Annotated in this window: 21 protein-coding genes; 2 read left to right on the top strand and 19 right to left on the bottom strand. The window is 65.5% G+C overall.

Translation table 11 applies throughout. The features are described from left to right. The coding region (gene ppk1, locus AC3WRI_RS25720; RefSeq protein WP_492294318.1) for a polyphosphate kinase 1 at positions 1-1648 on the top strand (1648 nt) is incomplete at its 5' end. A 96-nt stretch (positions 1649-1744) separates the two neighbouring features. On the opposite strand, the gene phoR is transcribed toward ppk1, so the two are convergent. The 11 genes from phoR to AC3WRI_RS25665 form a co-directional block, all read right to left on the bottom strand. Next, positions 1745-3127, bottom strand: a complete 1383-nt coding sequence (phoR, locus tag AC3WRI_RS25715; RefSeq protein ID WP_010814306.1) for a phosphate regulon sensor histidine kinase PhoR — start codon at positions 3125-3127, stop codon at positions 1745-1747. Positions 3128-3260: 133 nt separating this feature from the next. Beyond that, positions 3261-3968 carry a phosphate regulon transcriptional regulator PhoB gene (phoB, locus tag AC3WRI_RS25710; RefSeq protein ID WP_010814307.1) on the bottom strand — a complete coding sequence of 236 codons (708 nt, stop codon included), beginning with the start codon at positions 3966-3968 and terminating at the stop codon, positions 3261-3263. Positions 3969-3995: 27 nt separating this feature from the next. Next, positions 3996-4700 carry a phosphate signaling complex protein PhoU gene (gene phoU / locus AC3WRI_RS25705; RefSeq protein ID WP_010814308.1) on the bottom strand — a complete coding sequence of 235 codons (705 nt, stop codon included), beginning with the start codon at positions 4698-4700 and terminating at the stop codon, positions 3996-3998. A gap of 47 nt (positions 4701-4747) precedes the next feature. Next, complete coding sequence (gene pstB / locus AC3WRI_RS25700; protein WP_010814309.1) at positions 4748-5536, bottom strand: phosphate ABC transporter ATP-binding protein PstB; 789 nt, start codon at positions 5534-5536, stop codon at positions 4748-4750. Between the two features lie 52 nt (positions 5537-5588). After that, a complete protein-coding gene (gene pstA / locus AC3WRI_RS25695) occupies positions 5589-6488 on the bottom strand; it encodes a phosphate ABC transporter permease PstA (protein ID WP_011615656.1) in 900 nt (299 codons plus the stop codon). After that, on the bottom strand, positions 6485-7453 hold the full coding sequence (pstC, locus tag AC3WRI_RS25690) for a phosphate ABC transporter permease PstC (RefSeq protein ID WP_011615657.1): 969 nt from the start codon (positions 7451-7453) through the stop codon (positions 6485-6487). The genes pstA and pstC overlap by 4 nt, the downstream gene beginning before the upstream one ends. Positions 7454-7571: 118 nt before the next feature. Continuing rightward, positions 7572-8603 carry a phosphate ABC transporter substrate-binding protein PstS gene (pstS, locus tag AC3WRI_RS25685; RefSeq protein ID WP_010814312.1) on the bottom strand — a complete coding sequence of 344 codons (1032 nt, stop codon included), beginning with the start codon at positions 8601-8603 and terminating at the stop codon, positions 7572-7574. 231 nt (positions 8604-8834) lie between these two features. Continuing rightward, on the bottom strand, positions 8835-10178 hold the full coding sequence (glmM, locus tag AC3WRI_RS25680; protein ID WP_010814313.1) for a phosphoglucosamine mutase: 1344 nt from the start codon (positions 10176-10178) through the stop codon (positions 8835-8837). A gap of 58 nt (positions 10179-10236) precedes the next feature. Continuing rightward, entirely contained in the window at positions 10237-11103 is an 867-nt protein-coding gene (folP, locus tag AC3WRI_RS25675) for a dihydropteroate synthase (protein WP_041687450.1), read from the bottom strand. A gap of 133 nt (positions 11104-11236) precedes the next feature. Continuing rightward, the gene (ftsH, locus tag AC3WRI_RS25670) at positions 11237-13120 is read right to left on the bottom strand and encodes an ATP-dependent zinc metalloprotease FtsH (RefSeq protein ID WP_010814315.1); all 1884 of its coding nucleotides are present in this window, start codon (positions 13118-13120) and stop codon (positions 11237-11239) included. Between the two features lie 153 nt (positions 13121-13273). After that, positions 13274-13939, bottom strand: coding sequence for an RlmE family RNA methyltransferase (locus AC3WRI_RS25665; protein ID WP_010814316.1), 666 nt, complete (start codon positions 13937-13939; stop codon positions 13274-13276). A 297-nt stretch (positions 13940-14236) separates the two neighbouring features. On the opposite strand from AC3WRI_RS25665, the gene AC3WRI_RS25660 reads away from it, so the two are divergent. Further along, positions 14237-14740, top strand: coding sequence for a YhbY family RNA-binding protein (locus AC3WRI_RS25660; protein WP_010814317.1), 504 nt, complete (start codon positions 14237-14239; stop codon positions 14738-14740). 87 nt (positions 14741-14827) lie between these two features. On the opposite strand, the gene AC3WRI_RS25655 is transcribed toward AC3WRI_RS25660, so the two are convergent. The 8 genes from AC3WRI_RS25655 to AC3WRI_RS25620 all read right to left on the bottom strand — a co-directional run bounded on the left by AC3WRI_RS25655 (position 14828) and on the right by AC3WRI_RS25620 (position 24201). Continuing rightward, a complete protein-coding gene (locus AC3WRI_RS25655; protein ID WP_010814318.1) occupies positions 14828-15331 on the bottom strand; it encodes a DUF4149 domain-containing protein in 504 nt (167 codons plus the stop codon). Positions 15332-15386: 55 nt separating this feature from the next. Then, entirely contained in the window at positions 15387-15863 is a 477-nt protein-coding gene (gene greA, locus AC3WRI_RS25650) for a transcription elongation factor GreA (RefSeq protein WP_010814319.1), read from the bottom strand. A gap of 248 nt (positions 15864-16111) precedes the next feature. Continuing rightward, entirely contained in the window at positions 16112-19360 is a 3249-nt protein-coding gene (carB, locus tag AC3WRI_RS25645; protein ID WP_010814320.1) for a carbamoyl-phosphate synthase large subunit, read from the bottom strand. Positions 19361-19449: 89 nt separating this feature from the next. Beyond that, positions 19450-20121 carry a leucine efflux protein LeuE gene (gene leuE / locus AC3WRI_RS25640; protein WP_011615659.1) on the bottom strand — a complete coding sequence of 224 codons (672 nt, stop codon included), beginning with the start codon at positions 20119-20121 and terminating at the stop codon, positions 19450-19452. A gap of 38 nt (positions 20122-20159) precedes the next feature. Further along, positions 20160-21296 (bottom strand): glutamine-hydrolyzing carbamoyl-phosphate synthase small subunit, encoded by a 1137-nt coding sequence (carA, locus tag AC3WRI_RS25635; protein WP_010814322.1) that lies wholly within the window; start codon positions 21294-21296, stop codon positions 20160-20162. A 334-nt stretch (positions 21297-21630) separates the two neighbouring features. Further along, positions 21631-22041 (bottom strand): RidA family protein, encoded by a 411-nt coding sequence (locus AC3WRI_RS25630; protein WP_010814323.1) that lies wholly within the window; start codon positions 22039-22041, stop codon positions 21631-21633. 49 nt (positions 22042-22090) lie between these two features. Next, positions 22091-22516 (bottom strand): acyl-CoA thioesterase, encoded by a 426-nt coding sequence (locus tag AC3WRI_RS25625; RefSeq protein WP_010814324.1) that lies wholly within the window; start codon positions 22514-22516, stop codon positions 22091-22093. Continuing rightward, a complete protein-coding gene (locus AC3WRI_RS25620) occupies positions 22513-24201 on the bottom strand; it encodes an AMP-binding protein (protein ID WP_058697206.1) in 1689 nt (562 codons plus the stop codon). The genes AC3WRI_RS25625 and AC3WRI_RS25620 overlap by 4 nt, the downstream gene beginning before the upstream one ends. Positions 24202-24231 lie beyond the last annotated feature (30 nt).

The following is a 24231-nucleotide window of genomic DNA, read 5'->3' as shown; positions in this document are numbered from 1 at the left end:
CGCCCACCCCTTTCCCCGCGTGCTCAACAAGAGCCTGAACTTCGTGGTGGAATTGTCCGGCAAGGACGCCTTCGGCCGCGAGGCCGACCTGGCCATCGTGCAGGCGCCGCGCGCGCTGCCGCGCGTGGTAAAGATGCCGGAGAAGCTGTCGGGCTACCCGTATGGCTTTGTGATGCTGTCGTCCTTCATGCAGGGCTTCGTGCATGAGCTGTTCCCGGCGATTGCCGTGCACGGCTGCTACCAGTTCCGCGTCACGCGCAACTCCGACCTGTTCGTCTCGGAAGACGAGATCACCGACCTGCGCGAGGCGCTGCAGGGCGAGCTGCCCACGCGCCATTTCGGCGACACGGTGCGCCTGGAAGTCTCGTCGGACACGCCGGCACCGCTGGCACGCCGGCTGCTGCTGGAATCGGGCCTCGCCGAGCAGGACCTGTATCGTGTTTCCGGCCCGGTGAACCTGGTGCGGCTGATGCAGATCCCCGACATGGTGGACCGGCCCGCGCTGAAGTTTGCGCCATATGTGCCCGCGCCGGTCAAGGCCTTCTCCGCCGGCGCGTCAATGTTCGACGTGATGCGCCAGCAGGACGTGTTGCTGCACCACCCGTACGAGAGCTTCAGTTCCGTGCTCGACCTGCTGCAGCTGGCCGCGGCCGACCCCAACGTGGTCGCGATCAAGCAGACCGTCTATCGCACCGGCAATGAGTCGCTGGTGATGGAAGCACTGATGACTGCCGCGCGCAACGGCAAGGAAGTGACCGTGGTGGTGGAGCTGCTGGCGCGCTTTGACGAGGAAACCAACATCAACTGGGCCGAGCGCCTGGAATCCGCGGGCGCACACGTGATCTACGGCGTGGTCGGCCACAAGTGCCACGCCAAGATGCTGCTGATCGTGCGGCGCGAGCCCACCGGCCCCAAGGCCAAGCAGGTCAAGCTGCGGCGCTACGCCCACCTCGGCACCGGCAACTACCATCCGCGCACCGCCCGCCTCTACACCGACTTCGGCCTGCTGACGGCCAACGAGGAGATCTGCGAAGACGTGCATCACGTGTTCCAGCTGCTGACCGGCACCGCCGGCACCATCCGGCTGAACCACCTGTGGCAGTCGCCCTTCACCATGCAGAGCAACCTGGTCGACCATATCCGCGCCGAGGCCCGCAACGCGCGCGCCGGCAAGCCCGCGCGCATCATCGCCAAGATGAACGCGCTGCTGGAGCCATCGATCATCGACGAGCTGTACAAGGCCTCGCGCGCGGGGGTGAAGATCGACCTGATCGTGCGCGGCGTGTGTGCGCTGATGCCGGGCGTGCCGGGCATGTCCGAGAACATCTCGGTGCGCTCGATCATCGGCCGCTTCCTGGAACACCACCGGGTCTACTACTTCTACGCCGGCGGCGAAGAGGTGCTGTACCTGTCCAGCGCCGACTGGATGGACCGCAACCTGTTCCGCCGCGTGGAAGTTGCCTTCCCGGTGCTGGACAAGGCGCTGAAGGCACGCGTCATCAAGGAAAGCCTGCAGGTGCACCTGCGCGACAACGCCTCGGCGTGGATCATGCAGCCGGACGGCAACTATGCACGCAAGCAGACGCGCTCGAAGCGTCCACATGTGAGTCAGAACGATATGCTGGTGATGTTTGGGGGGATGCCCTGAGCGGGCTTCTGTTGCCCACCCTGCGCCAGGAGCCGAGGAGGCTTCCCTGAGGCATAACATGCAAAACCCCGCCGCGGCGGGGTTTTCCTTTACGGGTCAGGCGGCGCGCCGCGAGGTGTCCGGCGACTGCGGCGGCGCGGTCGGGCCGCTGCCTGGCGCTGGCATGTCCGCGCCCTCCCCGGCCGAACGCAGGCTGCGTTCAAGCGGGAAGATCACGCGGAACACGCTGCCCCGGCCCTCTTCGCTGGTCACGCGCAGGTCCGCATGGTGGCGTGACAGCACGTGCTTGACGATGGCCAGCCCCAGCCCGGTGCCGCCGGTGTCGCGCGAGCGGCTGCGGTCCACGCGGTAGAAGCGCTCGGTCAGCCGGGGAATATGCTCGGGAGCGATGCCCAGGCCGGTATCGGCCACCGAGAACACGGCATGACCCTCTTCCCAGGCCAGCCTGATGGTGATGCGCCCCCCGTCCGGCGTGTAGCGCACGGCGTTCGACACCAGGTTGCCCAGCGCCGACAGCAGTTCGGTCTCGGCGCCACGCATGCCGACGGTCGGGTCGATCTCGGCCGAGACCTGGTGCCGTCCCTGCGACAGCGCCTCGGCGTCGTGGGTCAGGTGCGCCACCATGGCACGGATCGGCACGATGTCATTGCCGGGCGGCTGCGCATCGCTTTCCAGCTTGGCCAGCGCCAGCAGGTCTTCGACGATGCTCTGCATGCGCACCGACTGCGCCAGCATCATGTCGATGTAGCGGCGCCGGTCGTCTTCCGACACCGGCAGGTCGCGCACGGTTTCCAGGAAGCCGGTCAGCACCGTCAGCGGCGTCTTCAGTTCGTGCGACACGTTGGCAACGAAGTCGCGCCGCATCGCCTCGGTGTTTTCGAGCTTGGTGATGTCCTGCGTGATCACCAGCTTGCGGTTGTCGCCATAGGGCAGGATCTGCACCGCGATCACGCTGTGCTTGTGCTCGCCCATGTCGCGCATCACCAGTGGGTCATCGAAGCGCTGCCGGGTCAGGTAGTGGACGAACTCGGGGCGGCGGATCAGGTGGGTGATGCGCTGGCGCACGTCGCGCCGCGCGTTCAGGCCGAAATGCTGCTCGGCCACGTCGTTGCACCACTCGATCTGGTCGGCGTCGTCCAGCATCAGCACGCCGTTGGGCGAAGCCTGGATGGCCTGGATAAAGCGCGTGTGCTGCTGCTCGACCTGCAGCACCTGGGTGCGCCAGCGCTTGACCAGCCGGTGCAGCCGGTAATACACCTCGCCCCAAAGCCCGAGTGCACTGGGGATCTCGCCGTAGACCGGCGCATCAAGCACCTTCCACAGGCGGTTGATCTGGTACAGGTAGTAGAACAGCAGCCCGAGCAGCGATACGCATGCCAGCGCCAGCGCCGGCACCGGGCCCACGGCCAGGTAAACACCGGCGGACAGCACCAGCAGGCTGATCAGGATGGCCACGGAACGGGCCCAGATGACATTCATGCGCAGGGTTCAGGCTCGCAGCCACGGAAGGCTGCAGGGTTGCGACGGAGTGTGCCACGAATGCGCCGCGCCCTGCCAGCAGCGTGGGCTCTGGCAGGGCAGCACGTCGAGCCGCCCTCCCATGTCCGGCGCGTCAGGCGCCGGGCGTGCGCGCCAGGCGGTAGCCACTGCCGCGCACGGTTTCGATCATATTGCTGTAGCCGCCGGGGGTGAGCGCGGCGCGCAGGCGCTTGATATGGACGTCGACGGTACGCTCCTCGACAAAGACATGGTCGCCCCAGACCTGGTCGAGCAGTTGCGAGCGGCTGTGCACGCGCTCCGGATGCGTCATCAGGAAGTGCAGCAGGCGGAACTCGGTCGGACCCAGCTCCAGCTTGATCGCGCCGCTGTCGTCCTGGCCGGTGACACGGTGCGTGGCCGGGTCCAGGCGCAGGCCGTTGATGGCCACCACATCGTCGGTCAGCTGCGGCGCACGGCGGCGCAGCACCGCCTTGATCCGCGCCAGCAGTTCCTTGGGCGAGAACGGCTTGGTGACGTAGTCGTCGGCGCCGGCCTCAAGCCCCATCACCTTGTCCTGCTCCTCGCCGCGGGCGGTCAGCATGATGATGGGGATCTGGCGGGTGCGGTCGTTGGCCCGCAACTCCTTGGCGAAGTTCGCGCCCGACTTGCCCGGGAGCATCCAGTCGAGCAGCACCAGGTCGGGCAGCACATCGCTCATCAGCGACAGCGCCTGCTCGGCGTTGTAGGCCCGAATCGGATAGTGCCCCGCGTGCTGCAGGTTCACGGCGATCAGTTCGGCGATCGCCGGTTCGTCTTCGACAACGAGAATACTGCTTGGCATGTAATTGTTCTCCGTGGGCGGCTGAGTTCAGCTCAGCGCTTCGCGCTCCATGTCCTCGCGCGAGACATGGCGGACGTCCGTCCCCTTGACAATGTAAATGATAAATTCCGCGATGTTCTTGGCGTGATCGCCAATGCGCTCCACCGCCTTGGCGATGAACAGGAAATCCAGCGCGACCGAGATCGTACGCGGGTCTTCCATCATGTACGTGATCAGCTTGCGCACGAAGCCGCGGAATTCCTCGTCGATGGCCTTGTCGTCCTTGACGATGCGCGCCGCCGCCACGGTGTCCAGGCGCGCAAAGGCGTCCAGCGCCTGGCGCAGCAGCGAGATCGCCATCTCGCCCGAGAGCTTGACCTCGGCGTAATTGATGCTGTGCGCCGACGCGTCTTCCATGATGTGCTTGGTGCGCTTGGCGATCTTCTCGGCCTCGTCGCCGGCGCGCTCCAGGTTGGTGATGGTCTTGGAGATGGCCATCACCAGGCGCAGGTCGCGCGCGGTCGGCTGGCGCCGGGCAATGATGTTGCCGCAGTCGGCATCGATCTCGACTTCCAGCGCGTTGAGCTGGATCTCCCGGGCGATGACCTGGTCGGCGGTCTCGCCATCGAAGTCGGACAGCGCGCGCATGGCGAGCTCGATCTGCGACTCGACCAGGCCGCCCATCTGCAGCAGCTTGGTGTTGATCGCGTTGAGGTCGGCGTCGAACTGGGTCGACAGGTGCTTGTCTGGCATGGGATTCTCCTGGCCGCTTATGGATATGCTACGCCCTGCGGTAACGATCAGCCGAACCGGCCGGTAATGTAGTCTTCCGTTTCCTTGCGGTGCGGCTTGATGAAGATCTTCTCGGTCTCGCCGAACTCGATCAGTTCGCCCAGGTACATGTAGGCGGTGTAGTCCGAGCAGCGCGCCGCCTGCTGCATGTTGTGGGTAACGATCACGACCGTGTACTCGTCCTTCAGCTCCGCGATCAGTTCCTCGATGCGGCCGGTGGAAATCGGATCGAGTGCCGAGCACGGCTCGTCCAGCAGCAGCACTTCCGGGCGGATGGCAATGCCGCGCGCGATGCACAGGCGCTGCTGCTGGCCGCCGGACAGGCCGTAGCCGGACTGATGCAGCTTGTCCTTGGCCTCGTTCCACAGCGCCGCCTTGGTCAGCGCCCATTCCACGCGGTCGTCCATCTCCGAGCGCGACAGCTTCTCGAACAGGCGCACGCCGAAGGCGATGTTGTCGTAGATCGACATCGGGAACGGTGTCGGCTTCTGGAACACCATGCCGACCTTGGCGCGCAGCAGCGCGATGTCCTGGCGCGCGGTCAGCAGGTTGTCGCCGTCCATGTTGATCTCACCCTCGGCGCGCTGCTCGGGATACAGCGCATACATCTTGTTGAAGGTGCGCAGCAGCGTCGACTTGCCGCAGCCCGACGGTCCGATGAAGGCCGTGACCTTGCGGTCGGGGATCGACATGTTGATGTCCTTCAGCGCATGGAACTGGCCGTAGTAGAAGTTCAGGTTGCGCACGTCGATCTTGGCGCGTACCGAATCGGGAATGTCGATGACGGTGGAGGTCATTGCGTTTCTCGCTTGCAGTCTTTGGGCGGGACGGTTTGCGTGGTCCGGCCGCTTATTTCTTGAACAGGATGCGCGCCAGGATATTCAGGGCCAGCACGCCGATCGTAATCAGGAACACACCCGCCCAGGCCAGTTGCTGCCATTCGGTGAACGGGCTCATGGCAAAGCGGAAGATCGTCACCGGCAGGTTGGCCATCGGCTTGTTCAGGTCGCTGGTCCAGAACTGATTGGACAGCGCGGTGAACAGCAGCGGCGCGGTCTCGCCGGCGATACGGGCGACGGCCAGCAACACCCCGGTCACAATGCCGGCGTAGGATGACTTCACCGTGATCGACAGCACCATCTTCCACTTGGGCGTGCCGAGTGCGAAGGCCGCCTCGCGCAGCGCGTTGGGCACCAGGTTCAGCATGTTCTCGGTGGTGCGCACCACGATCGGCACCTGCAGCAGCGCCAGCGCGCAGATCCCGGCCCAGCCCGAGAAGTGGCCCATGCGGGTCACCACCAGCGCGTAGACAAAGAGGCCGATCACAATCGACGGCGCCGACAGCAGGATGTCGTTGATAAAGCGGATAAAGCTGGCCAGCGGCGAGCTCTTGCCGTACTCGGCCAGGTAGATGCCGGCCAGGATGCCCAGCGGCGTGCCGAACAGCGTGGCCATGCCGACCATCACGAAGCTGCCGAAGATGGCGTTGGCCAGGCCGCCGCCAGCGGTATTCGGCGCCGGGGTCATCTGCGTGAACAGGTCCAGCGACAGGCCGCCCACGCCCAGCGTGACGGTGGTCCACAGGATCCACGCCAGCCAGAACAGGCCGAAGCCCATCGCCACCAGCGAGGCGGTCAGTGCATACAGGTTGGTGCGGCGGCGGCGCGCCTGCAGCCGGGTGCGAATAGCATCCGCGTCGGCACGGACCGCCGGGATCGATGCGGTTGACACAGCTTGACTCGCGCTCATTTGGTTCCCTCATTCTTTGCCAGTCGCAGCAGCAGCAGCTTGGACAGCGCCAGCACCACGAAGGTAATGAAGAACAGGATCAGGCCCAGTTCCATCAGCGCCGCGGTGTGCAGGCCGGCGCCGGCTTCGGCGAATTCGTTGGCGAGCGCCGAGGTGATGCTGTTGCCCGGCGAGAACAGCGAGGCGCTGTCCAGCAGGTTGGTGTTGCCGATCACGAAGGTGACGGCCATGGTCTCGCCCAGTGCGCGGCCCAGGCCCAGCATCACGCCGCCGATGACACCGGCGCGGGTGTAGGGCAGCACCACGTTCCACATCACTTCCCAGGTGGTGCAGCCCACGCCGTAGGCCGATTCCTTGAGCAGCACCGGGGTGACTTCAAACACGTCGCGCATCACCGAAGCGATGTACGGGATGATCATGATCGCCAGGATCACGCCCGCGCACAGCAGGCCGATGCCCAGCGGCGCGCCCTGGAACAGCTTGCCGACCACCGGCAGCTGGCCCACCGTGGCGGCCAGGGGCTTCTGGAAATACTCGCCGAAGATCGGCGCGAACACGAGCAGGCCCCACATGCCGTAGACGATCGACGGCACCGCGGCGAGCAGTTCGATGGCCGTGCCCAGCGGGCGGCGCAGCCAGGCCGGCGACAGCTCGGTCAGGAACAGCGCGATGCCGAAGCTCACCGGCACCGCGATGATCAGCGCGATCAGCGAGGTCACGATGGTGCCGTAGATGGGCACCAGCGCGCCATAGACATCGGCGGGAGGATCCCACTCCGCGGTCCACAGGAAGCGCGCACCGAAGGTCTGGATCGACGGCCAGGCGCTGATCGCGAGCGAGACGATGATGCCGCCCAGCAGCAGCAGGGTCACGATCGCGGCGCCCCGCGTCAGGCCGCCGAACAGGATGTCGCCCATGCGGCTCGGGGGCTGGACGTTGCGGATCTCGGAGGGGGTAGTCGCCATGTCGGGAATTCAGGGTGGATCGCAGCTCCCGCCTGGGCGGGAGCCTGGTGTCCGGGCCAGTTTCGGGCAGCCCGGCCACCGGCCCCGCACTCGCGCGGGGCCGGCGATGCCGTCAGGATCAGTACAGCGCCTTGCCCGAGGCGTCCTTGACGCTGGTCTTCCAGGTCGAACGGATCTGGTTCACAACGTTTTCCGGCAGCGGCACGTAGTCAAGGTCGGCGGCCATGTTGGCGCCGCTCTTGTAGGCCCAGTCGAAGAACTTCAGCACTTCGGCACCCTGCGCGGCCTTTTCCTGGTTCTTGTGGACCAGGATGAAGGTGGCGCCGGCGATCGGCCAGGCTTCCTTGCCCGGCTGGTTGGTCAAGATCTGGTAGTAGGTCTTGCTCCAGTCCGCACCGGCGGCGGCAGCCTTGAAGGCATCGTCGCCCGGCTTGACCACGGCACCCGACGCGTTCTTCATGTTCACGTGGGTCATCTTGTTCTGCTTGGCGTAGGCGTACTCGACGTAGCCGATGGCGCCGTTCAGGCGCTGCACGAAGGCGGCGACGCCCTCGTTGCCCTTGCCGCCGGTGCCGCCGCCCGGCCAGTTGACCGTGGTGCCCTCGCCCACCGCGCTCTTCCAGTCCGGGCTGACCTTGGACAGGTAGTTGGTGAAGATGAAGGTAGTGCCCGAACCGTCGGCGCGGCGCACCGGCAGGATGTCCTGGCTCGGCAGCTTGGCTTGCGGGTTCAGCGCCTTGATCGCGGGGTCATCCCACTTCTTGATCTTGCCCAGGTAGATATTGGCCAGCACTTCGCCCGTGATGGTCAGATCGCCCGGCTTTACGCCCTGCAGGTTGATCACCGGCACCACGCCGCCGATCACGGTCGGGAACTGGACCAGGCCCTGCTTGTTCAGGTCCTCGTCCTTCAGCGGCGCGTCCGAGGCACCGAAATCGACCGTCTTGGCGCCGATCTGCTTGATCCCGCCCGACGAGCCGATGGATTGATAGTTGACCTTATTACCCGTTGCTTTTTGGTATGCGTCGGCCCACTTGGAATACACGGGCGCCGGGAAAGAAGCGCCTGCACCGGTAATTTCCGCCGCGAACGCAGTACCCGCCACCACCATCGAAACGATGCCTGCCACGGCAGTCTTGACCAGCTTCATATGTCCTCCAGAGAACATTGGTTGGGAATGACAAATTTTTGACAAGACGAACTCTATGCTCCCTGTATGACAATTCCGTGACATCTTTAAATCTTCTTGGAACCGGCCTCCAGCAAGGGATCGCCGCGGCCATCCGGCAATCATGGTGACGCAATATGACGGCGGTTAATTGCGTTATGGAATAAAAAAACGCCGGGACTGGCCCGGCGTTCCTGGTCAGGGGGCGGCGCATCAGGCGCCCAAGGCATCGGCCAGCCGCCTGGCCGCGCGCTCGGCCATTTCAGCCTGCTCGGCCTCGACCATCACGCGCACCACCGGCTCGGTGCCGGAGGCACGGATCAGCACCCGGCCGCGCCCCTCCAGTTCAGGCTCGACCGCCGCGCGCGCGGCCTGCAGGCCGGCATGCGACTGCCAGTCGAAGCCTTTCTGCACGCGCACGTTGATGAGCGTCTGCGGGAACAGCCTTACGCCCTCGAGCAACTGCGCCAGAGTCTTGCCGCTGCGGCGCAGCGCGGCCAGCACCTGCAGCGCCGACACGATGCCGTCGCCGGTGCTGTGGCGGTCCAGGCACAGCAGGTGGCCGGAGCCCTCGCCGCCCAGAGTCCAGCTGCGCTTGTTCAACTCTTCCAGCACATAGCGGTCACCCACCTTGGCGCGCACGAATTCCACGCCCTGGCGCTTGAGCGCGAGCTCCACCGCCATATTGGTCATCAGCGTGCCCACGGCACCCGGCACCGCCTGGCCAGCGGCCTGGCGGTCGCGCACGATCAGATACAGCAGTTCGTCGCCGTTGTAGAGACGGCCGTCGGCATCCACCACCTGCAAGCGGTCGGCGTCGCCGTCAAAGGCCAGGCCCAGGTCAGCGCCATGGGCCTTGACCGCCTCAACCAGCTTGGCCGGCGCGGTGGCGCCGTAGCCGTCGTTGATATTGCGGCCGTCCGGCTGGTTGCCGATCGAAACCACGTCGGCGCCCAGCTCATGGAACACGTGCGGCGCGATGTGGTAGGCGGCGCCATGGGCGCAGTCGACCACCAGTTTCAGGCCGTACAGGTCCTGCTCATGCGGGAAGGTGCTCTTGCAGAACTCGATATAGCGGCCGGGCGCATCGTTGATGCGGCGCGCGCGGCCCAGGTCATCGGACGGCGCGCACACCATCGGCTCTTCGATGGCAGCCTCGATCTCTGCCTCGACCGCATCGGGCAGCTTGTCGCCGTCGGCCGAAAAGAACTTGATGCCGTTGTCGTAGTAGGGATTGTGGCTGGCCGAGATCACCACGCCGGCGGACAGCCGCAGCGCCCGCGTCAGATAGGCGATGCCCGGCGTCGGCAGCGGGCCGGTCAGCAGCACGTGCACGCCGGCCGAGGTGAAGCCGGCTTCCAGCGCCGCTTCCAGCATATAGCCGGAAATGCGCGTGTCCTTGCCGATCAGCACGGTCGGCTTGCCTTGCCCGGTCTTGGCGCCGTGGGCCAGCACCTTGCCGGCCGCATGGCCCAGGCGCATCACGAAGTCCGGCGTGATCGGCGCCTCGCCGACCCTGCCCCGCACGCCATCTGTCCCGAAATACTTGCGTGTCATTCGCTGATTCCCTTTCTTTACTCTGATCGTTGTTCTGCCTGCGGTGGCCGCGGCTGGTTCAGGCCGCGCCAACGGACTCGTTGCGCACCGCCCACCAGGTCTTCACGGCGTCCACCGTCTGCTCCACATCATGCACGCGCACAATAAATGCTCCGCGCTCCAGCGCACACACCGCGGCGGCAATGCTGGCGGCAACACGCTGCTGCGGCGGCCGGCCACCAAGGACCGCGCCCAGCGTGGACTTGCGCGAGATGCCAGCCAGCACCGGCAGGCCCTCAAGCGCCAGCCGCGGCAGTTGGCCGAGCAGGCGCAGATTATGATCGGGTGTCTTGCCGAAGCCAAACCCCGGATCGAGGGAGATGCGCGCATCGTCGATGCCGGCAGCGCGCAGCACGGCAATGCGCTCGGCAAGGAACCCGGCCACCTCGGCGACCACGTCATCGTAGTGCGGGTCTTCCTGCATGGTCTGCGGATCGCGCTGCATATGCATCACGCACAGGCCCGCCTGCCCCGCCGCCACGGCCTCGACCGCGCCCGGCATGCGGAAACCCCAGATATCGTTGATGAGATCGGCTCCGGCCGCAAGCGCGGCGCGCATGACCTCGGGCTTGTAGGTATCGACCGAAAGCGGCTTGCCGCAGTCGCGCAGTGCTTCCACCACCGGGATCACGCGCGCCAGTTCGTCTTCCAGCGGCAGCGCCGCCGAACCGGGCCGGCTGGATTCCCCGCCGATGTCGATGATGTCCACGCCCTCGGCGATCATCTGCCCGGCATGGCGCAGCGCCGCGTCCCGGCTGGCATGCTGGCCGCCATCCGAGAAGGAATCGGGCGTGACGTTGAGGATACCCATCACCAGCGGGCGCTGGTCCAGGGCAAAGCGAAAACGGCCGCACTGGAAATACCTGGTCTGAGAAGTCTGCTGCAAGGTAGGAATGCTTGATTCAATCCGGGCGCGGCAGATGCCGCGCAAAAGGAAAAGCCGGTGCACCAGGCACCGGCTTCAGGGACAGGCACACTACACAGCCATCACTACGGCGTCGTCTGTGGACGAACCAGGATCAGGCCGTGGCGGGCGCGTTGGTCGGCGCCACCGGCGACCCGCCCGGAGGCGTGCTGCCGCCGCCGTTCGGGCCCGACGCGCTGCGCGGCGGACGCGGCGGCTTGCCGGCCATGATGTCGTTGACCTGGTCGGCATCGATGGTTTCCCATTCCATCAGCGCGTTGGTCATGGCTTCGACCTTGTCGCGGTTCTCTTCGAGCAGGCGCTTGGCCAGCGCGTATTGCTCGTCGATGATGCGGCGGATCTCGGCGTCGACCTTCTGCTGCGTGGCTTCCGACACCGTCTTCGACGACAGCTTGCCGAACATGCCATCCTGCTCGGTATCCACGTAGACCATGGCACCCAGCGAATCGCTCATGCCGAAGCGGGTCACCATGTCGCGGGCGAGCTTGGTGGCGCGCTCGAAGTCGTTGGAAGCACCGGTGCTCATGGCGTTGAGGAAGACCTCTTCCGCCGCACGGCCGCCGAAGAGGATGGCAACCTCTTCCAGCATGCTGTCCTTGTACTTCGAATACTTGTCATGCTCCGGCAGCTGCCAGGTCACACCCAGCGCCCAGCCACGCGGCATGATGGTGACCTTGTGCACCGGGTCAGCCTTGGGCAGCAGCTTGGCCACTACCGCATGGCCCGACTCATGGTAAGCCGTGGCCCGGCGCTCTTCTTCGCGCATGACCGTCGACTTGCGCTCCGGACCCATGTAGATCTTGTCCTTGGCGTCCTCGAAGTCCTGCATGTCGACCACGCGCTTGCTCCGGCGGGCGGCAAACAGTGCGGCTTCGTTGACCAGGTTGGCCAGGTCCGCGCCCGAGAAGCCCGGGGTGCCGCGCGCGATGATCGAGGCGTCGACATCGTTGCCGATCGGCACCTTGCGCATATGGACCTTCAGGATCTGCTCGCGGCCGCGGATGTCCGGCAGGCCCACGTAGACCTGGCGGTCGAAACGGCCCGGACGCAGCAGCGCCTTGTCCAGCACGTCGGCACGGTTGGTCGCGGCGATCACGATCACGCCCGAGTTGGCCTCGAAGCCGTCCATCTCGACCAGCATCTGGTTCAGGGTCTGCTCGCGCTCGTCGTTGCCGCCGCCCATGCCGGCGCCACGATGGCGGCCGACCGCGTCGATTTCATCGATGAACACGATGCAGGGTGCCTGCTTCTTGGCGTTCTCGAACATGTCGCGCACGCGGGCCGCGCCCACGCCGACGAACATTTCCACAAAGTCGGAACCCGAGATGCTGAAGAACGGCACCTTGGCCTCGCCGGCAATGGCGCGCGCCAGCAGCGTCTTGCCGGTACCCGGAGGGCCTACCAGCAGCACGCCGCGCGGGATGCGCCCGCCCAGCTTCTGGAATTTCTGCGGGTCCTTCAGGAAGTCGACCAGCTCGACCACTTCTTCCTTGGACTCGTCGCAGCCGGCGACGTCCTGGAACGTGACGGCGTTCTGGTTCTCGTCGATCAGGCGCGCACGCGACTTGCCGAATGAGAAAGCGCCGCCTTTGCCGCCCCCCTGCATCTGGCGCATCATGTAGAACCAGAACACGATGATCAGCAGGGTCGGCCCGAGGTAATACAGGGCCTGCACCAGCACGTTGGGTTCGTCGTCCGCCTTGCCGGTCACCTGGACGCCGTACTTCATCAGGTCGCCGACCATCCAGATGTCGCCCGGCGAGATGATGGTGTACTTGGCGCCTTCCTTAGGCGAGACCACCAGGTTGCGGCCCTGCACGTCGACACGCGACACCTTGCCATTCTTGGCGTCATCCATGAACTGCGAATAGGTGACGCTGTCCTGCGCACGGGGCTTGTCGAACTGCTTGAAGACGGTAAACAACACCAGCGCGATTACGAGCCAGATTGCCGCCTTTTGAAACAGGTTGTTATTCAAGGCCGAACTCCTTTGCAATTGCCTTGCCAACGGATAGCTGCATTGTAATGCAGCGCCCGCCCTCGGGGGGAAACAGAGAAACTATGATGCCGATAGCACCGGGTGGGGCACTTTCCACGCTTCTTTTTTCGCCCTGGCTTGTATCGAGACCGGTCAATCCACTGCCTTGAGGTAGCGCCCAAGGATAAAGGTTTCGGAAGACTTGTCGCGAGACGCCTTGGGCTTGCGTTTCGCAACCACTTTGAAATGCCGTTTGAACTTCTCCACGATCTGGCTGTAGCCGCTCCCGTGGAAGCACTTTACCAGCAATGCCCCCTCCGGCTTAAGGTGGGCCTGCGCAAATTCCAGCGCCAGGTCGCACAGGTACTCGATCCGTGCTGCATCGGCGAAGGCCACACCGGACAAATTGGGGGCCATGTCCGACAAAACAAGGTCAATCTTGTTACCGCCGGAGGCGTCCAGCACCACACTTTCCAGTTCGCGGAAGACTGATTCCTCGCGAAAGTCACCCTGGATGAAAGTGACGTCGGCGACCGGTTCCATCGGCAGCAGGTCGATCGCGACCACGGCGCCATCGATCCTGCCGTCCTTGGCCCGGGGCGAGTCCGCCAGCTTGTTGCGGGCGTACTGGCTCCAGCTGCCCGGCGCCGCGCCCAGATCGACGATCACCTGCCCCGGGCGGATCAGCTTGTCCTGCTCGTCGATCTCCTTGAGCTTGTAGGCCGCGCGGGCGCGATAGCCCTCGCGCTGGGCCATTTTCACGTACGGATCGTTGATGTGGTCGTGCAGCCACGAATGATTGAACTTGTTTTTTGCCATGCCAGTTACCAGCCTGTTCCCTGCCCCGCCCGCCGGTCAATGCCGCCCGCGAAGGTTTTCCTACTGTTTTGATGATTTTGCTGCCCGACAGTGCCGGATTGACGGATAATACGCGCCAATCCGCATCCCGACCGCCGGCTCGCCTTATCAGCTGCCGGCTTGCCGCCCCCGGGCGGCCGTCGGCAGCCTGTCCCTGCCCGACCCGCCGTGTCACGACCGGCGCGGGCTGCAGCGCCCGATTTTCAGCGCCCACGCGCTCTATCACTATTTCAAGCGCCTAATAATCAGCGCCAACTTATGCCTGCTCTACAACTAGTCCCTGCCCAGCGCTCTGACCTGCGCTCCCGTGCCCATGCCCTGAACCCGGTCGTGATGGTCGGCGCCGAAGGCCTGACCCGTGCCGTACTGGCCGAGATCGACCGCAGCCTGGCCGCCCACGACCTGATCAAGATCCGCGTGTTCGGCGACGATCGCGATGCGCGCATCGCCATCTACGAAGAAATCTGCGACCAGCTCAGCGCCGCGCCGATCCAGCATATCGGCAAGCTGCTGGTGGTCTGGCGTCCGGGCGAAGCGCGCCTGAAGGAAAACCAGGCCGAAGACCTGGGCCGCCACACCCCCGCCCGCCGTGGCGGCGCGGCCCCGCGCACGGTGACGGTCAAGAAGCCCAGCGCCGCGCCGAACCGCCGTCCGACCCGCAAGGAAGTCACGGTGCTTGGCAACGAGCGCGTCACCGCCGGCGGCAATGTGAAGCGTTCGCGCGCACGCCCGACCAGCCAGAAGAAGAAGGCGCTGGGCTGAGCACGATCAGCTGAAGCATGGCGGGGTCGCTGCCAGGCGACGCCCGATGCCGGCACGCCACGCCCGTGGCGGTGCCGGCGGCCGGCCTCATTCCCCGGCCGAACGCGGCGCCGAAGCGCGCCACACCAGCACCAGCGCCAGCAGGCTTTGCAGCAGGTAGAAGGCGCTCGACACGCCGTGCAGCATGCCGAACTGCGCCTTGTAAGGCGATTCCGAAACGCCGACGCCCAGCGCCAGCGCCTTTTCCTTCAGGCCGGCCATGAACGGCTGGGTGCCGAAGTAGCCCGCCAGCACGCAGCACAACATGCCCAGCACCAGCCAGCGCAGGCCGCGATAGCGGTGGGCACCGCGCCGGATCATCACGTTGCACAGCACCAGCTGCAGCACGCCGATGGTGACCCCGACGATGGCCTCGGTATGGAACAGGTGCCCGGCGATCATGCCCGCCATCTCGCGGCTGGGCAGCACCGAGAACAAGGTCGGCGCCACCATGTAGCCGACGGTCCAGAGGCTGCCTGCCCACACCACCGTCAGCAGCAGGAAGATGCGGTGCGGCAGCGGCGGCAGATTGTTATAGGAATTGGAGAACACGTGCCGGTCTTTCCGGTGGGCCGGGCCAGGTGCAAGCCTGCCGGCCGGGCCGGCGTCAGATATAGCGTACGGTAATGACTTCGTACTCGCGCTCGCCACCAGGGGCCAGCACGGTTGCGACGTCGCCTTCGAACTTGCCGATCAGCGCACGCGCGATGGGCGAGCTGACTGAGATCTTGCCGACGTCGATGTCGGCTTCGTCATCGCCCACGATCTGGTAGCTGACGGGACTGCCGGACTCCAGGTCTTCCAGGTCCACAGTCGCGCCAAAGACGATGCGGCCGTCGGTGTCCAGCTGGGTCGGGTCGATGATCTGCGCGGCCGACAGCTTGGCCTCCACTTCCAGGATGCGGCCTTCGATAAAGGCTTGCTTTTCCTTGGCGGCGTCGTATTCGGCGTTTTCAGACAGGTCGCCCTGTGCGCGGGCTTCCGAGATCGCATTGATCACCGCCGGACGCTCGACAGCCTTCAGGCGCTGCAACTCCTCCTTCAGGAGCTCTGCGCCACGCTTGGTAATCGGAATGGTGCTCATGTCTTCGTTCAACAAAAAAATGAGCCGCAGCGGAGCTGGAGCCATCCCTGACCAATGCTGCCAGGGCACTTCCGCTCAACCGCGGCTTTCAGACAGGACCGAATGCGGGCACGCCGCATCGATCGGCGAATTTGACGTAGTTTAGGCCAGGAAGCCCGCCGGCAGCAACTCCGGCGGGCTTCCTGGCCTTGACCGGGCGCAATGCGCCCGGTCAGTGGCGATGTGCCGCTTGCCTTACCTGCGGGGCTTCAGGCCAGCGAGGCGTGCAGGCTCTGCAGGTCGTAGACCTCCAGGCTCTGCATGTGCTTCAGGCCCTCCACCGCGGCGCGGGCGCCGGCGATGGTGGTGTAGTAAGGAATGCGGTGGGCCAGCGCCGAGGTCCGGATCGAGCGCGAATCGGCAATCGCGGTGCGGGTTTCGTCCACGGTGGTGAACACCAGCGCCAGTTCGCCGTTCTTGATCATGTCCACGATATGCGGACGGCCGTCCTTGACCTTGTTGACGGTCTTGACCGGGATGCCGGCGGCCTCGATGGCCGACGCGGTGCCGCGGGTGGCAACGATCGGGTAGCCCATGTCGTGCAGCATGCGTGCCACGCCAACGGCGCGCGGCTTGTCGCTGTCCTTCACGGTGATCAGCACGGTGCCCTTCTCCGGCAGGCGCGAACCCGCGGCCAGCTGGCTCTTGAACAGCGCCTCGCCGAAGGCCTTGCCCACGCCCATCACTTCGCCGGTCGAGCGCATTTCAGGTCCGAGGACCGGATCGACGCCCGGGAACTTGTTGAACGGGAACACCGCTTCCTTGACGCTGTAGTACGGCGGGATGACTTCTTCGCCGATACCCTGCTCGTCCAGCGACTGGCCCGCCATGCAGCGCGCGGCGATCTTGGCCAACTGCAAGCCGGTGGCCTTGGACACGTACGGCACGGTGCGCGAGGCGCGCGGGTTCACTTCCAGCACGTAGACGGTATCGACGCCGTCGTTCTGCTGGATCGCGAACTGCACGTTCATCAGGCCGATCACGTTCAGCGCCTTGGCCATCGCGGCGGTCTGGCGCTTCAGTTCAGCCACGGTCTCGGCCGACAGCGAGTACGGCGGCAGCGAGCACGCGGAGTCGCCCGAGTGCACGCCAGCCTGCTCGATGTGCTCCATCACGCCGCCGATGAAGACGCGCTTGCCGTCGGAGATGGCATCGACGTCGCACTCGATGGCGTCGTTCAGGAAGCGGTCCAGCAGCACCGGGGAATCGTTCGAGACCTTGACGGCCTCGCGCATGTAGCGCTCGAGGTCGCGCGGCTCATGCACGATTTCCATGGCGCGGCCGCCCAGCACGTACGACGGGCGCACCACCAGCGGGTAGCCGATTTCTTCGGCCAGGCGCAGCGCTTCGTCCTCGGCACGCGCGGTGCGGTTGGGCGGCTGGCGCAGGCCCAGTTCCTGCAGCAGCTTCTGGAAGCGCTCGCGGTCCTCGGCCGCGTCGATCATGTCGGGGCTGGTGCCGATGATGGGCACGCCGTTGGCTTCCAGGTCCAGCGCCAGCTTCAGCGGGGTCTGGCCGCCGTACTGCACGATCACGCCGACCGGCTTCTCGAGCGCGACGATCTCCAGCACGTCTTCCAGCGTCAGCGGCTCGAAGTACAGGCGGTCCGAGGTGTCATAGTCGGTCGACACGGTTTCCGGGTTGCAGTTGACCATGATGGTCTCGTACCCGTCTTCGCGCAGCGCCAGCGCGGCGTGCACGCAGCAGTAGTCGAACTCGATGCCCTGGCCGATCCGGTTCGGGCCGCCGCCCAGCACCATGATCTTCTTCTTGTCGGTCGGCTGCGCCTCGCACTCGCCATGCTCGGCCTCGTAGGTCGAGTACATGTAGGCGGTGTTGGTGGCGAACTCGGCCGCGCAGGTGTCCACGCGCTTGTAGACCGGGCGCACGTTCTGGGCGATGCGCGCTTCGCGCACGGCCTTGGCGTCGGTCTTCAGCAGCTTGGCCAGGCGGCGGTCGGAGAAGCCCTTCTGCTTCAGGAAGCGCAGCTCGGCGGTCGACAGGCTTTCCAGCGTGCGCGCCTTGACCAGGCCTTCGGTCTTGATGATGTCTTCGATCTGGGCCAGGAACCACGGGTCGATGTCGGTCTCGGCATAGACCTCTTCCAGCGACATGCCCAGGCGGAAGGCGTCGCCCACGTACCAGATGCGGTCGGGGCCGGCTTCGCCGATTTCCTCGACGACCTCGTCACGGTCCGTCGACTTTTCGTCCAGGCCGTCGACGCCCACTTCCAGGCCGCGCAGGGCCTTCTGGAACGATTCCTGGAAGGTGCGGCCCATCGCCATCACCTCGCCCACCGACTTCATCTGGGTGGTCAGGTGGCTGTCGGCCTGCGGGAATTTCTCAAACGCGAAACGCGGCACCTTGGTGACCACGTAGTCGATCGACGGCTCGAACGAGGCCGGGGTCGCGCCGCCGGTGATCTCGTTCTTCAGCTCGTCCAGCGTGTAGCCCACGGCCAGCTTGGCCGCGACCTTGGCGATCGGGAAGCCGGTGGCCTTGGAGGCCAGCGCCGACGAACGCGACACCCGCGGGTTCATCTCGATGACGATCATGCGACCGTCCTTCGGGTTGATCGAGAACTGCACGTTGGAGCCGCCGGTGTCGACACCGATCTCGCGCAGCACGGCCAGCGACGCGTTGCGCAGGATCTGGTATTCCTTGTCGGTCAGGGTCTGCGCCGGAGCGACGGTGATCGAGTCGCCGGTGTGGATGCCCATCGGGTCCAGGTTCTCGATCGAGCAGATGATGATGCAGTTGTCCTTCTTGTCGCGGACGACTTCCATCTCATACTCTTTCCAGCCCAGCAGCGATTCTTCGATCAGCAGCTCGCGCGTCGGCGACAGGTCCAGGCCGCGCTTGCAGATCTCTTCGAATTCTTCGCGGTTGTAGGCGATGCCGCCGCCGCTGCCGCCCAGCGTGAACGACGGGCGGATCACGATCGGGTAGCCGCCGGTACCGGTTTCCTGGGCAATGCGCGACTGCACGGCCATGGCTTCGTCCATCGAGTGGGCGATGCCCGACTTGGCCGAACCCAGACCGATCTTGGTCATGGCGTCCTTGAACTTCTGGCGGTCCTCGGCCTTGTCGATGGCTTCCGGCGAGGCGCCGATCAGCTCGACCTTGTACTTGTCCAGCACGCCGTGACGGTGCAGGTCCAGCGCGCAGTTCAGCGCGGTCTGGCCGCCCATGGTCGGCAGGATCGCGTCCGGGCGCTCCTTCTCGATGATGCGCTCGACCACTTCCCAGGTGATCGGCTCGATGTAGGTCACATCGGCCGTGTTGGGGTCGGTCATGATGGTCGCCGGGTTCGAATTGACCAGGATGACCTTGAAGCCTTCCTCGCGCAGCGCCTTGCAGGCCTGGGCGCCGGAGTAGTCGAACTCGCACGCCTGGCCGATGATGATGGGGCCCGCGCCGATAATCAGGATGCTCTTGATGTCTGTGCGTTTTGGCATTGCACGCTCTCTTTATGGGCCGGCCCGCCTTGCCTGCGGACCGCGCCGGTAATCAGGGAATCCGTCAGGATTCAAAAATATCGTCTTGCTCAGTTCATCGTGGCCGTCGCCAGCTTGGCGCCGAAGCCGATGAACATCGCGCCCACCCCGCTCGACATGCCCGCCGACAGGCGCCGGCGGCGCCGGAATGCGTCGGCCAGCTTCGCGCCCACGAAGATGATCGTGGTCAGGTAGGCAAAGCTGCAGAACTGGGCGACCAGGCCCAGCACGGAGAACGACAGCACCGGGTAAGCGAAGGCCGGGTCGACAAACTGGATGAAGAACGAGATGAAGAACAGGATCGCCTTCGGGTTCAGCAGGCTGATCAGCAACGCCTTGCGGAACGGGTCGGACTGGTCGGCCTTGCTAACCGGCGCGGCGGCGGCGGCATCGCCGCGTGCGGCCCAGTTGCGCAGCGCGCCGCGCAGCATGCTGAAACCAATCCACGCCAGGTAGGCCGCGCCGACGTACTTCACCACGTAGAACAGCGCCGGGCTGGCCTTGAGCAGCGAGGCCACGCCCGCCGCCGACAGCACCATCAGCACGAAGTCGCCCAGGAACACCCCGCACGCGCCCTTGTAGCCGGCGCGCACGCCGCGCTGCGCCGCCACCGACAGCACGTACATCGAGTTCGGCCCCGGCAGCAGCACGATAAAGATCGTGCCCAGCACATAGGTCCAGAAATCGGTGATGCCGAAAGCGGTATGCATGAAGGCGTTCATGGGATGTCCCTGAGGTCTGCGCTGTTCTTCTTGCCCGCTTACTTGCGCGCGTCCGTCATCAGCTTGATGAAGCGGTCGAACAGGTAAGCCACGTCGTTCGGACCGGGCGACGCCTCCGGATGGCCCTGGAAGCAGAAGGCCGGCTTGTCGGTCAGCGCGAAACCCTGCAGCGAACCGTCGAACAGCGACTTGTGCGTCACGCGCACATTCGACGGCAGCGTGTCCGCATCGACCGCGAAGCCGTGGTTCTGCGACGTGATCACCACGCGGCCATCGTCCAGGTCCTTGACCGGGTGGTTGGCGCCATGGTGGCCGAACTTCATCTTCAGGGTCTTGGCGCCTACTGCCAGCGCCATGATCTGGTGGCCCAGGCAGATGCCGAAGGTCGGGATGCCGCGCTCGATGAACTCGCGCGTGGCGGCGATGGCATAGTCGCACGGCTCGGGGTCACCGGGGCCGTTGGACAGGAACACGCCGTCCGGATTCAGCGCCAGCGCGTCGGCGGCGCTCGCCTGCGCGGGCAGCACCGTGACCTTGCAGCCGCGCTCGGCCAGCATGCGCAGGATGTTGTACTTGACGCCGTAGTCATAGGCGACCACGTGGAATTGCGGCTGGTCCTGCTTGCCGTAGCCTTCGCCCAGCTTCCATTCGGACTGGGTCCACTCGTACGGTTCCTTGACCGAGACTACCTTGGCCAGGTCCATGCCGGCCAGGCCGGGGAACGAGCGGGCCAGGTCGATGGCCTTCTGGACATTGTCTTCGCCGGCCAGGATGCAGCCGTTCTGGGCACCCTTTTCACGCAGGATACGCGTCAGCTTGCGCGTATCGATGCCGGCGATGGCCACCACCTTTTCCTGCTTCAGGTAGTGGGCAAGGGTGTGCTCCTTGCGGAAGTTCGAGGCCAGGATCGGCAGATCCTTGATGATCAGGCCGGCGGCATGGACTTTCGTGGCTTCGACATCCTCAGGATTGACCCCGTAGTTACCGATATGCGGATACGTCAGCGTGACGATCTGCCGGGAGTAACTCGGGTCGGTGAGGATTTCCTGGTAACCGGTGATGGCGGTGTTGAACACCACTTCACCGATGGTATGGCCGGAAGCGCCAATGGAATAGCCACGAAAGACCGTGCCGTCTGCAAGCGCGAGAATGGCGGACGGAAAAGACGGTAACACGGGTAGGCTCCTGCTGGACTCACCCCGTGACCGACCAATCGACGCCTCGTGCCTCCCAGGCTGGATCCGTGACGGCGGCAGCGGCATTGCGCCGATGCGGTCGGATCCGGTTGCGACATGCTCCTTGCGTCACATTGAATGCGGACAGCAAAGGCGGCGCGGCTGGGGGCGGCGGAAGGTGGAAAGCGGTAGGCGCTAGGGTGAAGGGTTCTGAAAGCGAAACTTTCGAATTATATCCCGCGCCACCCAATTTCTCAAGTTTTCAAGGACTTGCACGCGGCAGGCAACGGCGGCGCCACGCCGCCGGCCACCGTCCTGCCCTGTGCCTGCTACGTTACGCCCGCGGCGGCACGACCGCCGTGACCTCGATTTCCACCTTGGCGCGCGGCTCCACCAGGTCCGCAACCTCAACCGCCGTCATCGCCGGGAAGTGGCGGCCGATGATGGCCCGGTAATGCTGGCCGATCGCCCCATAGGCGCCGACATATTCCGCCTTGTCCTTCACATACCAGGTCATGCGCACGATATGCTCGGGCAGCGCGTCTCCGGCCGCCAGCACGGCAACCACGTTGCGCAGCGCCTGCGCCACCTGCAGGCCGAAGTCGTCGGTCTCGAATTCACATTTGCCGGTCCAGCCGATCTGGCCGCTGACAAAGAGGAGGCGGCTGCCGACCTGCATTTCGGTCATGGTGCCGTTGGCGTAGCCACGCGGAGGCGCCCAGTCGGGCGGCTGCAGGATGTTCATGATGCGTTTTCCTGTTGATTATCTGTATGAGTGAATGGAATTCGGGGATTCAGGCCGTCGCGACCAGGTAGGCCGACATGGCCTCGCGCACGGCATCGGGCAGCGGCTGCGGAGCAATCGAGCCGGTATCGACGCAGACCAGCCGCTGCGTCACTTCCATGCGGGTATCGTCATGCGGGCCGGCGAAGCGGATCGCGAGGGTAAAGCTGGACTGGCCCAGCTTCAGCACGCGCAGTTCCCGCGTCAGCACCTCGCCCAGCCGGCTCGGAGCCAGGAAGCGGCACTCCAGCTCGGCGGTCGGCACGCCAGTTCGGCCCTCGCCATGCATGGCGTCGAAGGGCCAGCCCAGCGCCTCGCTGAACCAGTCTTCGATCAGGTCGTTGAGCATCTCGAAATAGCGCGGGTAGAACACGATGCCCGCGGCGTCGCAGTGCTTGAAGCGCACCAGGACGGTGCTGCGGAACACGGGGCTCATGGCTTCCCCGCCTGGTTGACGCCGCCATTGCCGCCGCCATTGCCCTGCTCCGCCATCTGCCGCAGCCGGAAGCGCTGCAGCTTGCCGGTCTCGGTGCGCGGCAGCGCCGGCACGAACACAATACGGCGCGGATACTTGTAGGGCGCGATCTGGCGCTTCACGTAGTCCTGCAGCGCGGTGCGGGTAGCGTCGTCCGCCGCCACGCCCTCGCGCAGCACCACATAGGCCATCACCACCTGGCCGCGCCCGTCGTCGGGCGCGCCGACCACACCGCATTCGGCCACTGCCTCGTGCTGCATCAGTGCGCTTTCCACCTCCGGCCCGGCGATGTTGTAGCCGGCCGAGATGATCATGTCGTCCGAACGCGCCTGGTAGAAGTAGTAGCCGTCCTCGTCAACGAAAAAGGTATCACCCGGCAGGTTCCAGCCCGCCTTCACATAGTTGGACTGGCGCGGATCGTCCAGGTAGCGGCAGCCGGTTGGCCCCTGCACCGCGAGCTTGCCGACCTGCCCCGGCGGCAGGGGCTGCATGTTCTCGTCGACGATCTGCGCGACATAGCCCGGCACCACGCGCCCGATCGCGCCCGGCCTGACCTCGGCGCCGGCGCTGGAGATAAAGATATGCATCATCTCCGTGCCGCCGATGCCGTCGGTCATCTCGATGCCGGTGGCCGCCTTCCAGCTCTGGCGCGTGGCGTCCGGCAGGGCTTCGCCGGCCGACACGCTCTTCTTCAGGCTGGACAGGTCGTAGCGCGGCGCCAGCGCTGCCATCTGCCGGTAGAAGGTCGGGGCGGTAAAGACGATGGTGGCGCGGAAATCCTGGATCAGCCCGAGCAGCGTCTCTGGCGTCAGCTTCTCGGCCAGCACGGCGCTGGCGCCGATGCGCAGCGGGAAACACAGCATGCCGCCCAGCCCGAAGGTGAACGCGATCGGCGGTGTGCCGCAGAACACGTCGTCGGGCTGCGGGCGCAGCACGTGGCGCGGGAACAGGTCGCACATGGCCAGCACGTCGCGATGGAAGTGCATGGTGCCCTTGGGCTGGCCGGTGGTGCCGCTGGTAAAGGCGATCAGGCAGACGTCGTCGCTGGCGGTGTCGCAGGCCTCGAAGGCATCCGGCTTGCCCGCCATCGCCGCCTCCAGCGAACCCTCGCCTTCACCGTTGAAGTACAGCGTGCGCGCCAGGCTCGGGCAGTGGAATTCGCCGCCCGCCTGCTGGTTGGCATCGAGTTCCTCGCGCAGCCGCGCATCGCACAGCGCGGCGCCGACCTGGGCCTTGTCGATGATCTGCTTCAGTTCCTTGGCGCGCAGCAGCGGCATGGTCGGCACCGCGACCAGGCCCGCCTTGAGCGTGGCCAGCCAGCTGGCGGCCATCATCAGGTTGTTGGGCCCGCGCAGCAGCACGCGATTGCCGGGCACCAGCTGCATGTCCTCGACCAGCACATGGGCGATGCGGTTCACCAGCGCCGCCAGCTGCGCATACGTGACCGTCTCGATCTGTCCGTCGCAGCGATGGCGGATGGCGATGCGCTCGCCGCGGCCTTCGCGCACGTGGCGGTCTACCAGCTCCACCGCGGCATTCATCCGCTCAGGGTAGTCGGTATCGTCATTGAAGCGGAACACCGGCCACATATCGGGCGGCGGCAGGCGGTCGCGCGCGAAGGTATCGAGGTGGGCTGTGGTCGCCATGGCTTGTCTCCTGTCTGCTCTGTATCGGTA

It is taken from the genome of Cupriavidus sp. FW305-27, from assembly GCF_058787995.1.
The sequence above is the reverse complement of the archived record's forward strand: the minus strand, read 5'-3'. Positions and strand labels throughout refer to the sequence as shown.

Coding starts and splice junctions, on each gene's coding strand:
- pstA (WP_011615656.1), bottom strand. CDS start 6,488: ATGAGCGCGAGTCAAGCTGTGTCAACCGCATCGATCCCGGCGGTCCGT.
- pstB (WP_010814309.1), bottom strand. CDS start 5,536: ATGACCTCCACCGTCATCGACATTCCCGATTCGGTACGCGCCAAGATC.
- pstC (WP_011615657.1), bottom strand. CDS start 7,453: ATGGCGACTACCCCCTCCGAGATCCGCAACGTCCAGCCCCCGAGCCGC.
- carB (WP_010814320.1), bottom strand. CDS start 19,360: ATGCCAAAACGCACAGACATCAAGAGCATCCTGATTATCGGCGCGGGC.
- phoB (WP_010814307.1), bottom strand. CDS start 3,968: ATGCCAAGCAGTATTCTCGTTGTCGAAGACGAACCGGCGATCGCCGAA.
- AC3WRI_RS25665 (WP_010814316.1), bottom strand. CDS start 13,939: ATGGCAAAAAACAAGTTCAATCATTCGTGGCTGCACGACCACATCAAC.
- pstS (WP_010814312.1), bottom strand. CDS start 8,603: ATGAAGCTGGTCAAGACTGCCGTGGCAGGCATCGTTTCGATGGTGGTG.
- AC3WRI_RS25660 (WP_010814317.1), top strand. CDS start 14,237: ATGCCTGCTCTACAACTAGTCCCTGCCCAGCGCTCTGACCTGCGCTCC.
- leuE (WP_011615659.1), bottom strand. CDS start 20,121: ATGAACGCCTTCATGCATACCGCTTTCGGCATCACCGATTTCTGGACC.
- phoU (WP_010814308.1), bottom strand. CDS start 4,700: ATGCCAGACAAGCACCTGTCGACCCAGTTCGACGCCGACCTCAACGCG.
- greA (WP_010814319.1), bottom strand. CDS start 15,863: ATGAGCACCATTCCGATTACCAAGCGTGGCGCAGAGCTCCTGAAGGAG.
- AC3WRI_RS25625 (WP_010814324.1), bottom strand. CDS start 22,516: ATGAGCCCCGTGTTCCGCAGCACCGTCCTGGTGCGCTTCAAGCACTGC.
- glmM (WP_010814313.1), bottom strand. CDS start 10,178: ATGACACGCAAGTATTTCGGGACAGATGGCGTGCGGGGCAGGGTCGGC.
- phoR (WP_010814306.1), bottom strand. CDS start 3,127: ATGAATGTCATCTGGGCCCGTTCCGTGGCCATCCTGATCAGCCTGCTG.
- AC3WRI_RS25630 (WP_010814323.1), bottom strand. CDS start 22,041: ATGAACATCCTGCAGCCGCCCGACTGGGCGCCTCCGCGTGGCTACGCC.
- AC3WRI_RS25620 (WP_058697206.1), bottom strand. CDS start 24,201: ATGGCGACCACAGCCCACCTCGATACCTTCGCGCGCGACCGCCTGCCG.